Raw genomic sequence first — 14,412 nt, 5'->3', positions numbered from 1 at the left:
AAATCCTCACTGGGCCGCAACAGCTGGCGTGTTGAGCAACACGACCGCAGCGGTCACCAGCAAATTGAGCAGAGTCAGCGGCAGGCAGAACTTCCAGCTGAAGTCCATCACCTGGTCATAGCGTGGGCGCGGAATCGAGGCGCGCAACAGGATGAACAGCATGATGAAGAACGCGGTTTTCAGCACAAACCACAGGAATGACAACTGCGGCAGGATGTTGAACGGCCCGTGCCAGCCACCGAAGAACAGGGTCACCAGCAGCGCCGAGATGAGGATGATGCCGATGTATTCACCGACGAAGAACATGCCCCATTTCATGCCCGCGTATTCGATGTGGTAGCCGTCGGCCAGTTCCTGTTCCGCTTCGGGTTGGTCGAAGGGGTGACGGTGAGTCACAGCCACACCCGCGACGAAGAACGTGCAGAAGCCGAAGAACTGCGGAATGATGAACCACAGGTGCTGGGCCTGGTATTCAACGATGTCGCGCATGTTGAACGAGCCTGCCTGGACCACGATGCCCATCAGCGCCAGGCCCATGAACACTTCATAGGAGACCGTCTGCGCCGAGGCCCGCAGGCTGCCGAGCAGGGCGAATTTGTTGTTGCTCGACCAGCCGGCGAACAGCACCGCGTACACCGACAGACCGGCCATGGCGAAGAAGAACAGCAGACCGATGTTCAGGTCGGCCACGCCCCAGGTCTGGGTGACCGGAATGACCGAGAAGGCGATCAGCAAGGCGGACATGGCCACCACCGGCGCCAGGGTGAAGATCACCTTGTCGACGAAGGGCGGGTTCCAGTCTTCCTTGAAGAACATCTTCAGCATGTCGGCGGCGATCTGGAACATGCCGAACGGGCCGACCCGGTTCGGGCCATACCGGTCCTGCCACCAGCCCAGCAGGCGGCGTTCGACGAAGCTGAGCAAGGCACCACCGACCACCACGGCCAACAGGATCACAATGGCCTTCAGGGCCGCGATGATCGCGTCGATCACTTCAGGGGTAAACCACGTCATTGTGCTGCCTCCTGCAGGCCTTCAACGCTGGCACCGGCGAACACCGGCGGAATACCGGCCAGCCCTGAAGGCAGACCGACCAAGCCCGCGCCTAATTCCTCGTCGACACGCAGCGGCAGCCGCAAGGCCTGGCCGTTGACGGTCAGGCTCAGCAGCGCACCGTCGTTGACCCCCAGGCGGTCGGCTTCGGACTTGGCCAGCGCGACATAGGCCGCCGGGATGCGTTCTTGCACGGGAGCGGCCCGCGAAGAAGTCTCTTCGGAACCGAACAAGTGGTAGAGCGGCACGGCTTGCCAGGTGCCGCGAGCGGGCGCGAAGGCACCGGGAATGGCGCTGAACCAGCCCAACTTGTCACCGCTGCTTTCGATCAGGCGGGTGCCGGGATCGCCTGCGCGCAGGTGACCACCGACTTCATCCTGAAACTTGTTCCAGGCTTGCGGCGAGTTCCAGCCCGGCGACCAGGCGAACGGCACCTGTTGGCGCGGCTCGACCGAGCCCGAGTAGCCTTCCATGGAGAAGGCAAACGCGGTGTCGCCATCCTGCGGGGTGCGCGGCTCATGCACGCTGATGTTGGCACGCATGGCCGTGCGGCCGCTGTAGCGCAGCGGTTCGCGGGCCAGTTTCAGGCCCTTGATGCGGAATGAGGCCGAAGGCGCTGCGTCGACAATGCGCGCCAGCTGCGGCTGGCTGCCGGCGACGGCGGCGGTGACGTGGTCCAGCTGGGTCCAGTCCACCGGCTTGCCCAGCAAGGTGGCGCGCAGGGCATGCAGCCAGCGCCAGCCTTCGTGCACCAGGATGCCGGCATCGAGGTATTGCGGGTCGAACACCTGGAAGAAGCGCTGGGCGCGCCCTTCGGCGCTGACCAGGGTGCCGTCGCCTTCGGCGAAGCTGGCGGCCGGCAACACCAGGTGGGCTTTCTCGACGGTGCGGGTGTGCTGGTGATCGGCAACGATCAGCACCTTGGCAACGTTGATGGCGGCGTCGACCTTGGCGGCGTCGAGGCGGGTGTACAGATCGTTTTCCAGCACCACCAGCGCGTCGGCGTGGCCGTCGATCACTGCTTGCAACGCGGCGTCGGCGGAGTCGCCGCCGAGCATGGCCAGGCCCAGGCTGTTGGCTTCGGGCACGATCAAGCTCAGGGAGCCGGCTTTTTCGCGCAGGGCCAGGGCCTTGGCGATGTTGCCTGCGGCTTCGATCAACGCCGTGCACGCCAGCGAAGTACCGCTGACAATCAGCGGGCGCTTGGCGGCGAGCAGGGCGTCGGCGATGCGTTGGGCCAGGTCCAGCGCATCGCTGTCCAGGCCGGTCACGGCCGGGGCGCTGGCGTCGATGGCATGGGCCACGGCAAAACCGAGGCGGGCGAGGTCGTCGGGGGCGGCGTGCACGCATTCTTCGGCGACGTCATCAAGACGGGTGTCGGTCAGGCTCACAATGAACAGCGGGTACATGGCGTGCTGGCCGATGTTCTTCACTGCGGCATCGAGCCAAGGCTGTACGCGCATGGCGTCGGCCATGGCCTCGGCCTTGCCCTTGACCGACTGGCGCAGACTCAAGGCCATGCGCGCGGCAGTCTGGGTCAGGTCTTCGCCGAGGACAAATACCGCGTCGTGGTCTTCGATATCGCGCAGATTCGGCACGGGCAGCGGACTGTCGTTGAGCACTCGCAGGACCAGGCGGATACGCTCCAGTTCGCCGGCTTCGATGCCGCTGTAGAAGTGCTCGGCGCCCACCAGTTCGCGCAGGGCGTAGTTGCTTTCCAGGCTGGCACGGGGCGAGCCGATGCCGACGATGTTACGCCCGCGCAGCAGCTCGGCGGCCTTGTCCAGGGCGCCGTCGAGGCTCAGCTTGAGCGTACCCTCGCGCAGCAGCGGCTGGCGGGGGCGGTCCTTGCGGTTGACGTAGCCGTAACCAAAACGGCCACGGTCGCACAGGAAATACTGGTTTACCGAACCGTTGAAACGGTTCTCGATGCGGCGCAGCTCACCGTAGCGCTCGCCGGGGCTGATGTTGCAGCCGCTGGAGCAGCCATGGCAGATGCTCGGGGCAAACTGCATGTCCCACTTGCGGTTGTAGCGTTCGGAGTGGGTCTTGTCGGTGAACACACCCGTGGGGCAGACCTCGGTGAGGTTGCCGGAGAATTCACTTTCCAGCGCACCGTCTTCGACCCGGCCGAAATAAACGTTGTCGTGGGCGCCATAGACGCCCAGGTCGGTGCCGCCCGCGTAGTCTTTATAGAAACGCACGCAGCGATAGCAGGCGATGCAGCGGTTCATTTCGTGGGCGACGAAAGGACCGAGGTCCTGGTTCTGGTGAGTGCGCTTGGTGAAGCGGTAGCGGCGTTCGTTGTGACCGGTCATCACGGTCATGTCTTGCAGGTGGCAGTGGCCGCCTTCTTCGCAGACCGGGCAGTCGTGAGGGTGGTTGGTCATCAGCCATTCGACGACGCTGGCGCGAAACACTTTCGCCTCTTCATCATCGATGGAGATCCAGCTGCCGTCGGTGGCCGGGGTCATGCAGGACATGACAATGCGGCCGCGCTTGTCGTTTTCGTCGCTGTATTGCTTGACTGCGCACTGGCGGCAGGCCCCGACGCTCCCGAGCGCGGGGTGCCAGCAGAAGTAGGGGATATCGAGGCCCAGCGACAGACAGGCCTGTAACAGGTTGTCTGCGCCATCGACTTCGAGCGCTTTGCCGTCTACGTGGATAGTGGCCATGGTTCAAAGGTCTTCGTTGGCCCGCTTGGTGGGCGGGCGTGGCTAATGGAAATCTTGTTATGCGCCCGGCGCACGTGATGGCGTCTCGAGCAGTGGCCCGCCGGTTGTGCCGGCCGGCCCGCAAAAGCGGTTATGCACCCACCATGGTCGCACTCACGACCTGGGTCAGGCTGCCCGGGGGCGTCGGCGCGATGCCGGCCTCGAACTCCGAGCGGAAATATTTGATGGCGCTGCCCAAGGGCTCCACGGCACCGGGTGCGTGGGCGCAAAAGGTCTTGCCGGGGCCGAGGAAACCGACCAGGCCGAGCAAGGTTTCGATGTCGCCCTGACGCCCTTCGCCTTTTTCAAGGGCACGCAGGATCTTCACGCTCCATGGCAAGCCGTCGCGGCAGGGGGTGCAGAAACCGCACGATTCCTGGGAAAAGAACTCTTCCATGTTGCGCAGCAGGGAAACCATGTTGACGCTCTCGTCCACGGCCATGGCCAGGCCAGTACCCATTCGGGTACCGACCTTGGCCACGCCGCCGGCGTAGAACTGGCAGTCCAGGTGTTCCGGCAGCAGGAAGCCGGTGCCGGCACCGCCCGGTTGCCAGGCCTTGAGCTTGAAGCCGTCGCGCATGCCGCCGGCGTAGTCTTCGAACAGCTCGCGGGCCGGCAGGCCGAAGGGCAGTTCCCAGAGGCCGGGGTTCTTGACCTTGCCGGAGAAGCCCATCAGCTTGGTGCCGTGATCTTCGCTGCCTTCACGGGCCAGGGACTTGTACCAGTCGTTGCCGTTGCCGATGATGGCCGGCACGTTGCACAGGGTTTCGACGTTGTTCACACACGTCGGCTTGCCCCACACGCCGACGGCGGCGGGGAAGGGTGGCTTGGAGCGCGGGTTGGCGCGGCGGCCTTCGAGGGAGTTGATCAGTGCGGTCTCTTCGCCGCAGATGTAACGTCCAGCGCCGGTGTGGACGAACAGCTCGAAATCGAAGCCGGTGCCGAGGATGTTCTTGCCGAGCAAGCCCGCGGCCTTGGCTTCGGCCACGGCGCGGTTCAGGTGTTTGGCTGCGGTGACGTATTCGCCGCGCAGAAAGATATAGCCACGATAGGCCTTCAGTGCACGGGCGCTGATCAGCATGCCTTCGATCAACAGATGGGGCAGTTGCTCCATCAGCATGCGGTCTTTCCAGGTGTTGGGTTCCATCTCGTCCGCGTTGCACAGCAGGTAGCGGATATCGAGGGAGTCGTCCTTGGGCATCAGGCCCCATTTGACCCCGGTGGGGAAACCCGCACCGCCGCGGCCCTTGAGGCCGGAGTCCTTGACCAGTTGCACGATGTCATCGGGCGCCGAATTGGCAAAAGCCTTGCGCGCGGCGGCGTAGCCGTCCTTGGTCTGGTACTCGTCGAGCCACACGGGCTCGCCGTCGTCGCGCAGGCGCCAGGTCAGCGGGTGCGTCTCGGGGGTGCGGGCGATGCGGTTGGCGGGGCCGAAAGAAGTCAGGGTCATGGGTAAGCCTCCAGCATCTGGGCGACGCCGGAAGGCTGCACGTCACCGAAGGTATCGTCATCGACCATCACGGCCGGGGCCTTGTCGCAGTTGCCCAGGCAGCACACCGGCAGCAGGGTGAAACGCCCGTCGCTGGTGGTTTCGCCAGGGGCAATACCCAGGGTGTTCTTGATCTCGCTGACCACCGCTTCATGGCCGCCGATGAAGCAGACCATGCTGTTGCACACGCGGATGATGTGCCGGCCCACGGGCTGGCGGAAGATCTGGCTATAGAAGGTGGCCACGCCCTCGACGTCGCTGGCGGGGATGCCGATCAACTCGCCGATGGCGTAGATCGCGCCGTCAGGCACCCAGCCGCGCTCCTTCTGGACGATCTTCAGGGCTTCGATGGACGCCGCGCGCGGATCCTCGTAGTGATGCAGCTCGTGCTCTATGGCCGAGCGTTCGGTTTCGCTCAGGGCGAAACGGTCAGTCTGGATAAGCGTGCTGTTCATGCTTAACGGTCCACGTCGGCCATAACGAAATCGATACTACCCAGGTACGCGATCAAGTCCGCGACCATGCTGCCTTTGATCACCGAAGGGATCTGCTGCAGGTGCGGGTAGCTTGGGGTGCGTATCCGGGTACGGTAGCTCATGGTGCCGCCGTCGCTCGTCAGGTAATAACTGTTGATGCCCTTGGTCGCTTCGATCATCTGGAAGGATTCGTTGGCCGGCATTACCGGGCCCCATGAAACCTGCAGGAAGTGCGTGATCAAGGTCTCGATGTGCTGCAGGGTGCGCTCCTTGGGCGGCGGCGTGGTCAGCGGGTGATCCGCCTTGTACGGGCCTTCGGGCATGTTGCGCATGCACTGGTCGATGATCTTGATGCTCTGGCGCATTTCCTCGACGCGGACCATGCAGCGGTCGTAGGCGTCGCCGTTGACGGCCAGCGGCACTTCGAATTCGAAGTTTTCGTAGCCCGAGTAGGGGCGCGCCTTGCGCAGGTCAAAGTCGCAACCGGTGGAGCGCAGGCCGGCACCAGTGACGCCCCACTCCAGGGCCTCTTTGGTGTTGTAGGCGGCCACGCCCACGGTACGGCCCTTGAGGATGCTGTTCTGCAACGCCGCCTTGGTGTATTCGTCCAGGCGCTTGGGCAGCCACTCGACGAAGTCCTTGACCAGCTTGTCCCAACCGCGGGGCAGGTCGTGGGCCACACCGCCGATGCGGTACCAGGCCGGGTGCAGGCGAAAACCGGTGATGGCCTCGATCACCGTGTAGGCTTTCTGCCGGTCGGTGAAGGTGAAGAACACCGGAGTCATGGCGCCGACGTCCTGGATGTAGGTGCCCAGGAACAGCAGGTGGCTGGTGATGCGGAAGAACTCGGCCATCATGATGCGGATGGTGTCGACCTTCTGTGGCACCTTGATGCCGGCGAGCTTTTCCACCGCCAGCACGTAGGGCAGGTTGTTCATCACCCCGCCCAGGTAGTCGATGCGGTCGGTGTAAGGAATGAAGCTGTGCCAGGACTGGCGCTCGGCCATTTTTTCGGCGCCACGGTGGTGGTAGCCGATGTCGGGCACACAGTCGACGATTTCTTCGCCGTCCAGCTGCAGGATGATACGGAATGCACCGTGGGCCGAAGGGTGGTTCGGGCCCAGGTTGAGGAACATGTAGTCCTCGTTCGTGGCGGAACGCTTCATGCCCCAGTCTTCCGGCTTGAAGCGCGCGGCTTCTTCTTCCAGCTGTTGCTTGGCCAAGGTCAGGCTGTAGGGGTCGAATTCGGTCGCCCGAGCCGGGTAATCCTTGCGCAGCGGGTGACCTTCCCAGGTCGGCGGCATCAGGATGCGCGACAAGTGGGGGTGGCCGGCAAAGTCGATGCCGAACATGTCCCAGACTTCCCGCTCGTACCAGTTGGCGTTGGGCCAGATCCCGGTGACGGTGGGCAGGTTGAGGTCGCCTTCATCGAGGGCCACCTTGAGCATCACGTCGCTGTTTCGCTCCACCGAGAGCAGGTGATAGAACACGGTGAAGTCGCTGGCGGCAGGCACGGCCCGACGGTGGGTGCGCAGGCGCTCGTCGACGGCGTGCAGGTCGTACAGCAGACTGTAGGGCTTGGCAGTGTTGCGCAGGAAGGTCAACACCTGAACCAGCTTGGCACGGGCCACCCACAACACCGGCATGCCGGTGCGGGTTTCCTGAGCGCCGAAGGTCTCGGGGCCGAACTCGTTGTTCAACTCAACGACCACATCCTGGTCGTCAGCCTTGTAGGGCGGGATATACAGAGCGGTGTCCGCTTTTGTCATGGTCTCGGTCGCTATCGGTCAACGGTGAGAATGAATCCGGGTTCTTCGCGGTTCTTGTGAAACCAGAACGGATCAGACTTCGTCGGGGCTGCGCAGGTTGGTCACAGCAATACGCTGTTCGCGCCGCTGTTCCTTTTGCGAGGGCATCTCAGCGCGGTACACGCCTTGGTCACCCACGACCCAGGAAAGCGGTCGCCGCTCTTGTCCGATGGATTCCTGCAACAGCATCAAGCCTTGCAGAAAGGCCTCGGGACGAGGCGGGCAGCCGGGCACGTAGACGTCCACGGGCAGGAACTTGTCCACGCCCTGAACGACCGAGTAAATGTCGTACATGCCACCGGAGTTGGCGCACGAGCCCATGGAGATCACCCACTTGGGCTCCAGCATCTGCTCGTACAGGCGCTGAATGATCGGCGCCATCTTGATGAAGCAGGTACCGGCGATGACCATGAAATCGGCCTGGCGCGGTGACGCCCGGATGACTTCGGCACCGAAACGGGCGATGTCATGGGGTGCCGTGAAGGCCGTGGTCATTTCCACGTAGCAGCAGGACAGGCCGAAGTTGTAAGGCCACAAGGAGTTTTTACGCCCCCAGTTGACCGCACCACTGAGCACATCTTCAAGTTTGCCCATGAAGATGTTCTTGTGAACCTGGTCTTCTAGCGGGTCGGAAACGGTTTCGCGCTTGCCGATTGGATACTGCTCGTTAGGCGCATCCGGGTCGATCCTGGTGAGATTGTATTGCATTGCCAAAGCCTCATTGTTTCAGCATCGCTTGCCGCTTGCGGCGACCTTCGGGCGCCCAGTCGAGAGCCCCCACCCGCCAAAGGTAGACAAGTCCTGCCAACAGAATTGCTATGAAAACGAATGCTTCGACGAATCCGGCCCAGCCGCTTTCGCGGACGGACACTGACCAGGCAAAGAGAAAGAGGGCTTCGATATCGAAGATCACGAACAGCATCGCGACCAGATAGAATTTGGCAGAGAGGCGCAGACGGGCGCTGCCGACCGGCAGCATGCCGGATTCAAAAGGTTCGTTCTTGCTTCGCCCGAAAGCCTTGCCGCCCAGCAGGCTGGAAAGCCCGAGCATGAAGGCGCACAAACCGATGACACCCAGAAGAAAAACGGCAAAGCCCCAATTGTGGGCGATCAGTGCAGTCGAATCGGGCATCTCTCGAAATCCTTAACGGAGGGCTCTGGCCCACCGTGAGTGAATGTGATGTCGCAGTGACGAAATGTCGCAGTGAAGCAATCGGAAGCGATTTTATGGGTAAAGCGCCGGCAAGTAAATTTATCTAAGCAAATTAATTCGTAGCATTACGTACATAGTGACTCTCAATGTAGCTCAAGCCAGCGGAATGTGTGGGGGATCGGCGTTCAAGAAAAAATATTCATGAAGCGAGCCTGTATGATAAATGATAATCAATAGCGTCTGTTGCTTAGCTTGTCGTTCGCCATTCAGGGGGGCGTTGTCGTGGTGACTGGCATTGCGCTGTGTCAAGGTTCCGGTCCGTCGTGCAGGGACGACCGGTGGCAGGGCGTTTGAGCAGGTTGCTCCTGCTTTAGGAGTTGTCCTAAAGACTCTTTGCTTCGGGTTCTTTATCTTGGCTTGCCTGTGCCGCACTTCCTTATGAAGACTGCGGCTCTGACATCCCTGCTCTGCACGTTGCGTGCGGTATTGATAAAGGTTTATGAACATGACATTTAAAAAAATCAGTCTCGGTGTGGTATTGGGTCTGGGCCTCGCCGCCACTTCCGGCGTTTTTGCCGATGAATCCGTCGACTTGTCCGTTATCGGCACCATTACCCCGACGGCCTGTGATATCACGTTGAGTAAATACACTGTGGATCTGGGCAACATCAACTCCAAGGCCTTGAGCGCCACTGTCATCAACGAGTTGCGCTCCGATACGGTCGACCTGAATGTGCTGTGCGATGCACCGGCCAGGTTTACCCTGGCCACCGTCGATAACGGCGCTGGCAGCGCCCTGCGTGACGACTCGGCCTCGTTCGGTCTGGGCTTTGCCGAGGGGGATGCGAAGATCGGCTATTTCTCCATGCGCTTCAACGGCAGCACTTTGGACGCCGACGGCACATCGGTCTTGGGGCTGGCGTCCGTCGACAAGGCCACCTGGGCCGAAGCCTCGACAGCACCTGACGCCGGTCCAGGTGCTGTGACGGGTCCTGCCTTGAACCACGGGGCCAACTACCTGGCATTCGGCGAGACGGTGGCCGCAGGCGTCAAGGAGATCACCGAGCTGAACGGTACCTTGCAAGTGCGGACCTTCGTTGCCCCCACCTCAGACTTGAACCTGAATGATGATATCGAACTTGACGGCAGCGCGACCATCGAGGTGATGTACTTGTAATCCCCGGCAGGCTGTCGCAGCCGTTGGATGGCAGCATTGAAAGAGGGCCCGGTCGTTTGGATCGGGCCCTTGTTCAATCTAAAATGCTTGATGGATAAGTGACCGGTTGATCGTGTCACGATGTTTTCACAATGGCCCTGAGTGTTGCGCTCGTTACTTTCCCGCGCCAACACACTTAGGTTCATGAGAGGCGCCGGTTTTTTTCCTGTTGTTCCCTACGGCCATGGGTCCGTATTGCCAATCATTCAAGAATTTTCCTAGATACGCGGTGTTGCACGTTATTTATCCTTGCCGCTTCTGCAGCCTTCTCCTTCGCTTTCCAATTATCGTTTCGAGCTGTCGCTGCGCCCGGGCACATGCCCATGCTCATTCTATTGCAGGTCTGAAAATGAACATTCAAAAAACGGCGTCAAGCGCGCTCCTGGGTGTCAGTCTTATGGCAGGTTCCGCTGCATTTGCGGCGACCGCGGCTGACCTCTCGGTCACCGGCATACTTTCGCCGCGCGCCTGTGAAATCACGCTTGCCTACGACTTTGTCGATCTTGGCGCCCATCTTTCGCGTGACTTGAGTCTCACCGAGGAGACCGATGTGGGCGAGGATATTACGACCTTGGACGTGCACTGTGATGCGCCAACGTTATTCGCCTTGAGCGCGGTGGACAATGCCCTCGGCAGCGCTTATCGCAAAGGCGATAACTATTATGGTCTTGGCCTCACCGACAGCGGCGAACCCATCGGTTATTACACCGTTCGGCTCAATCGAGGGGATCTTATGGGCGATGGCGTCTCTGTGCTCGCCCTCGGCTCGACTGACAAAATCACCTGGACTGGCATTCCGGTGGACCTTGATCCGGGGGGGGGCGCCGATGACCCATGGGCCGGTTACAGGTTCAGCCACGGCGACAACTACCTGGCGTTTGGCGTACCGGGCCCTGCCGTAGTGAGCTACCTCAGCCACCTGACCACAACACTCTGGGTCCATGGCTTCATTGCCCCAAGGCAAAAGTTGACCTTGTCGGACGAAGTGGAACTGGAGGGCAACGTGACCTTCGAGGTGGTCTACCTCTGACCTGTGCCCCGGCGCTGCGCCTCGTTGATAACGGGGCGCTGGCGTCACTGAAAATAGAGGTACATGACTTTCAGAAATTTCCGATACCGCCCCCGGTATCCTCTCTTTATTCTTCCTCCCCGTCGCCAGTGTTGCCGCGGCGCCGCAGTTGCAGTGCTCGCAAAGAGCACGGTGTTCACTGAGTCAGTATTTATTAATCGAGTGTGTGTCTGGCCACTCTCTGATGGCAGTTCCATCCTGTTTGCGGGTGGACATCGTTACGGTTCGCCTGCGGGCGGGAGGAATTACGGTGCAACTTCTTAATGCTTCTTTTCATTCAACTCTGTGGCGCGCGTTAGTTGTCGCCCTGGTGGTGGCCCAAGGTATCAGTGGTGTGGCGCACGCCGATGGCATGGTCCCGGAAACTTCCGTGGTGATCGTCAACGAAGCGCAAGGCGAGGCCACGATCAAAGTCACCAACAGCGACGCCAAGACGGCGCTGTTGCACGTGACGGTACAAAACATTCCGGAAGACACCCAGCCGCTGTTACTGGTCACGCCCCCGGTCTCCCGCGTGGACGCTGGCAAGAGCCAACTGGTGCGCTTCATCTTGCGCACCGAAGACGGCCCCTTGAAGACCCAGCGGCTCAAGCGAGTGACCTTTGAAGGCATTGCCCAGACCGACCCGAACGCCAAGGGCACGGCTCGCATCGGCATGGGCGTGCGCCAGAACCTGCCGGTGATCATTCATCCCAAAGGCCTGGCGCCGAACCGGCAGCCTTGGACCGCGCTGGCGTGGAGCCTTGACAGCGGGCAGCTGACGGTGCGCAACGACACGCCGTATGTGGTGCGTCTGTCACAGCAGGTCACGCTGCTGCCAACGCTCATCGAGGGCAGGTTGCCGCGCACTTATATCCTCCCGGGTGAACACCTGAGCGTGGAGACGCCCACCCCTGTTGCGGGCGCCCAGAGCGTGCGCCTGCATCCGGCAACGGTCTACGGTTTTGCCGTGGACGCTTATGAAGCCGCGCTGAAGTAGGGGTGTCCGCATGTTCTCGATAATTGACAGCCCTGAGCGAGATGCGGCGCTGCGAGCGGGTTTGCTCCTTGCACTTTCGCTGGGGGCCGGCGAGGCGCTGGCGGTACAAGAACGCGCCGAGTTTGACGCCGAGCTCCTGCGCCAGCGCGGTATTGATCCGCGACTGGCGGATTATTTCAGCGCCGCACCTCGTTTCAGCCCGGGTGTCCATCAAGTCAAACTGGTGGTCAATGGGCGCGGACGCGGCAGCGTCAACGCCCGTTTCGACGACAACGGCGAGCTGTGCATCGATGCTGCCTTGTTGCAAGCGGGTGGCCTGAAATCGCCTGAATCCGACGGGGCGCTGGCTTGCGCATCGTTCACTCGGCGCTTCGCATTGACCCAGGTGCATCTTCGCCCCGAGGTTGGCGAGGTCGAGCTGGTGGTACCGGATGAAGCCCTGCGCGAGGCGCCCCGTGACCTCAGTGGTTTCAGTTCGGGTGGCGTGGCCGGGGTCTTCAACTATGAATTGCTGGGCATTTCCAGCCAGTCTGCCCACGGCAGCAACCGCAGTACCTCGGCGCGGCTGGAGGCGGGGTTCAACGCTGGCGACTGGATCGTGCGCAGCAACCAGCTGTACACCGATAGCAATGGCGTTGCGCAGATGCAACACATTGACGCCTACGCCCAGAGAACCTTTGCCGGTCTCGGCGCCGTGGTGCAAGTGGGTGAAATCCAGCTGCGTAACCCGGTGCTCAGCGGCGCGCAGATCACCGGCGTGCAGGTGATGGACGAGCAAGGCCTGCGCACGCCGGGTGAGCTGGCCCAGGTGCAGGGGATTGCCCAGGGCCCGGCACGGGTGGAAGTGCGCCAGGGCAACAACCTGATCTATACCACGGTGGTGCCCGGCGGTCCTTTCCTGCTGCGTGATGTGCCGCGGGTGAGCCAGCGCAGCGCCCTGGACGTCACCGTGATCGAAGCTGACGGCAATACCCACGGGTTCACGGTCTCGGCGGCCGAGGCGGGGATAGAGACTCCGAGCAGTGGCTATGTAGTGGGCGTCGGTCAGTTGCGCAACCTTGCCGATGCGCCGCAGGACACGGTGGTCAGCGCTGGCTGGACCGGGTCCTTGGGCCGCCAGTCCAGCCTGAGCACTGGCGCCATGCTGTCGAACAACTACACCTCGTCCGGTGCCAGCCTTGGGCACCAGCCGTGGGTCGGGGCACAGGTGCGCGCCGACCTGGTCGCGACCCGCTCGGCCGCTGAACGAGTCAGCGGCGTGCAGACGCGGCTGTCGGCCAGCCAGGACCTGGGTCAGGGCTGGTCGATCAACGGCGCCCTGACCGAGCAGAGCCAAGGTTATCGAGAGCTGCTGGACAGCGCCTACCGCACGGGCGATGAGCGCGCCAATTTGCGCCCGCAGCGGCAGTGGAACGGCGGACTGAGCTGGTCCGACACCGGCTTGGGCAGTTTCAGTGCGGCTTATTCGCAGTCGTCGCAGTTTGACGGTTCGAGCAGCAGCCGCCTGAGCGCCGCGTGGTCCAAGGCGTTCAAGCATGCGTCGGTCACGCTCACCGCCGAGCGGGACTTGACCCCGCGCACGAGCTGGGAGGACGAGCGCAGGGTCGGTGGCGGCGGTACCGCGTTGTACGCCAGCGTCAGCGTGCCCTTAGGCGGGCGCAAGCGCTTGCGCACGTCCTACAGCGACAGCAACGAGCGCCAGCGCATCAGCACCAGTTTCAGTGATGCGCCTAGCGATGCCCTGAGTTATCGGGTCAGCGCCGACCGCAACCTGACCACAGGCCGCGATGGCTTCAGCACGGGTGTTTCCATGGTCCCGCGCTACGCCCAGCTGGACCTGGGTTACAGCGGCGACGGTGAAGACCTGCACAGTGTCAACGGCGGCCTGCGTGGCGGCCTGGTGGTGCAGGGCGATGGCGTCACGCCCTCGGCCTATCCGGTGGGCGATACCTTTGCGGTGGTCAAGGTGGGCGAGGCGGCCGGTGTCAGGGTGCAGACCCCGAGCGGACCGGTATGGACTGACGGGCAGGGGCGTGCCGTGGTGCCGCGGCTCAGCGCCTACCGTCGCGATGTTATCGAAGTATTGCCCAGCTCGCTGCCGCGCAACATGGACCTGGACGAGGGTGTGCAGCAAGTGCGTGCAGGCCGCGGTGCGGTCGAAAGGCTCGACTTCGGCGTGACGGTGACCCGTCGGGTGCTGCTCCAGGCGACCGGTGCTTCTGGCGAACCGCTGCCTGCCGGTGCCTCGGTGGTCAACGAACAGGATGAGGTGCTGGGTCTGGTGGGCGACGACGCGACGGTGTTCATCGCCAATGCGGTCGATATCGGCCGGCTGTACGTCAGCAGCCCGCTGTTGCCGCGCTGCCAATTGCAGTTTGATTTGCCGGCCAAGGTCACCACCGACGGCCTTTACGAAACCGTGCCGGCTATCTGCCGCGCCGCTGCCACGAGGTAA

At 62.3% G+C, this 14,412-nt stretch carries 11 protein-coding genes; 4 read left to right on the top strand and 7 right to left on the bottom strand.

The features are described from left to right. Positions 1 to 6 precede the first annotated feature (6 nt). The 7 genes from nuoH to HB675_RS12665 all read right to left on the bottom strand — a co-directional run bounded on the left by nuoH (position 7) and on the right by HB675_RS12665 (position 8,672). Positions 7 to 1,014, bottom strand: coding sequence for an NADH-quinone oxidoreductase subunit NuoH (gene nuoH / locus HB675_RS12695; protein WP_213878674.1), 1,008 nt, complete (start codon positions 1,012 to 1,014; stop codon positions 7 to 9). Beyond that, positions 1,011 to 3,728, bottom strand: coding sequence for an NADH-quinone oxidoreductase subunit NuoG (gene nuoG, locus HB675_RS12690; RefSeq protein ID WP_213878673.1), 2,718 nt, complete (start codon positions 3,726 to 3,728; stop codon positions 1,011 to 1,013). The genes nuoH and nuoG overlap by 4 nt, the downstream gene beginning before the upstream one ends. A gap of 130 nt (positions 3,729 to 3,858) precedes the next feature. Then, positions 3,859 to 5,217 carry an NADH-quinone oxidoreductase subunit NuoF gene (gene nuoF / locus HB675_RS12685; protein ID WP_213878672.1) on the bottom strand — a complete coding sequence of 453 codons (1,359 nt, stop codon included), beginning with the start codon at positions 5,215 to 5,217 and terminating at the stop codon, positions 3,859 to 3,861. Further along, entirely contained in the window at positions 5,214 to 5,711 is a 498-nt protein-coding gene (gene nuoE / locus HB675_RS12680; RefSeq protein ID WP_213878671.1) for an NADH-quinone oxidoreductase subunit NuoE, read from the bottom strand. The genes nuoF and nuoE overlap by 4 nt, the downstream gene beginning before the upstream one ends. 2 nt (positions 5,712 to 5,713) lie before the next feature. Further along, entirely contained in the window at positions 5,714 to 7,501 is a 1,788-nt protein-coding gene (gene nuoC / locus HB675_RS12675; protein WP_213878670.1) for an NADH-quinone oxidoreductase subunit C/D, read from the bottom strand. Between the two features lie 72 nt (positions 7,502 to 7,573). Then, positions 7,574 to 8,248, bottom strand: coding sequence for an NADH-quinone oxidoreductase subunit B (locus tag HB675_RS12670; RefSeq protein ID WP_213878669.1), 675 nt, complete (start codon positions 8,246 to 8,248; stop codon positions 7,574 to 7,576). A 10-nt stretch (positions 8,249 to 8,258) separates the two neighbouring features. Beyond that, positions 8,259 to 8,672 carry an NADH-quinone oxidoreductase subunit A gene (locus HB675_RS12665; RefSeq protein ID WP_213878668.1) on the bottom strand — a complete coding sequence of 138 codons (414 nt, stop codon included), beginning with the start codon at positions 8,670 to 8,672 and terminating at the stop codon, positions 8,259 to 8,261. 526 nt (positions 8,673 to 9,198) lie between these two features. Between HB675_RS12665 and HB675_RS12660 the strand changes: the two genes are divergently transcribed. The 4 genes from HB675_RS12660 to HB675_RS12645 all read left to right on the top strand — a co-directional run bounded on the left by HB675_RS12660 (position 9,199) and on the right by HB675_RS12645 (position 14,412). Next, on the top strand, positions 9,199 to 9,870 hold the full coding sequence (locus tag HB675_RS12660) for a DUF1120 domain-containing protein (RefSeq protein WP_213878667.1): 672 nt from the start codon (positions 9,199 to 9,201) through the stop codon (positions 9,868 to 9,870). Positions 9,871 to 10,258: 388 nt separating this feature from the next. Beyond that, the gene (locus HB675_RS12655) at positions 10,259 to 10,939 is read left to right on the top strand and encodes a DUF1120 domain-containing protein (RefSeq protein ID WP_213878666.1); all 681 of its coding nucleotides are present in this window, start codon (positions 10,259 to 10,261) and stop codon (positions 10,937 to 10,939) included. A 322-nt stretch (positions 10,940 to 11,261) separates the two neighbouring features. Further along, positions 11,262 to 11,957, top strand: a complete 696-nt coding sequence (locus HB675_RS12650) for a fimbria/pilus chaperone family protein (protein WP_256737532.1) — start codon at positions 11,262 to 11,264, stop codon at positions 11,955 to 11,957. Between the two features lie 10 nt (positions 11,958 to 11,967). Continuing rightward, positions 11,968 to 14,412, top strand: a complete 2,445-nt coding sequence (locus HB675_RS12645; protein ID WP_213878664.1) for a fimbria/pilus outer membrane usher protein — start codon at positions 11,968 to 11,970, stop codon at positions 14,410 to 14,412.

Origin of the sequence: Pseudomonas sp. dw_358, assembly GCF_018449655.1 — a bacterium.
Classification (GTDB): domain Bacteria; phylum Pseudomonadota; class Gammaproteobacteria; order Pseudomonadales; family Pseudomonadaceae; genus Aquipseudomonas.
This window is presented reverse-complemented; position numbering and strand designations above follow the sequence as displayed.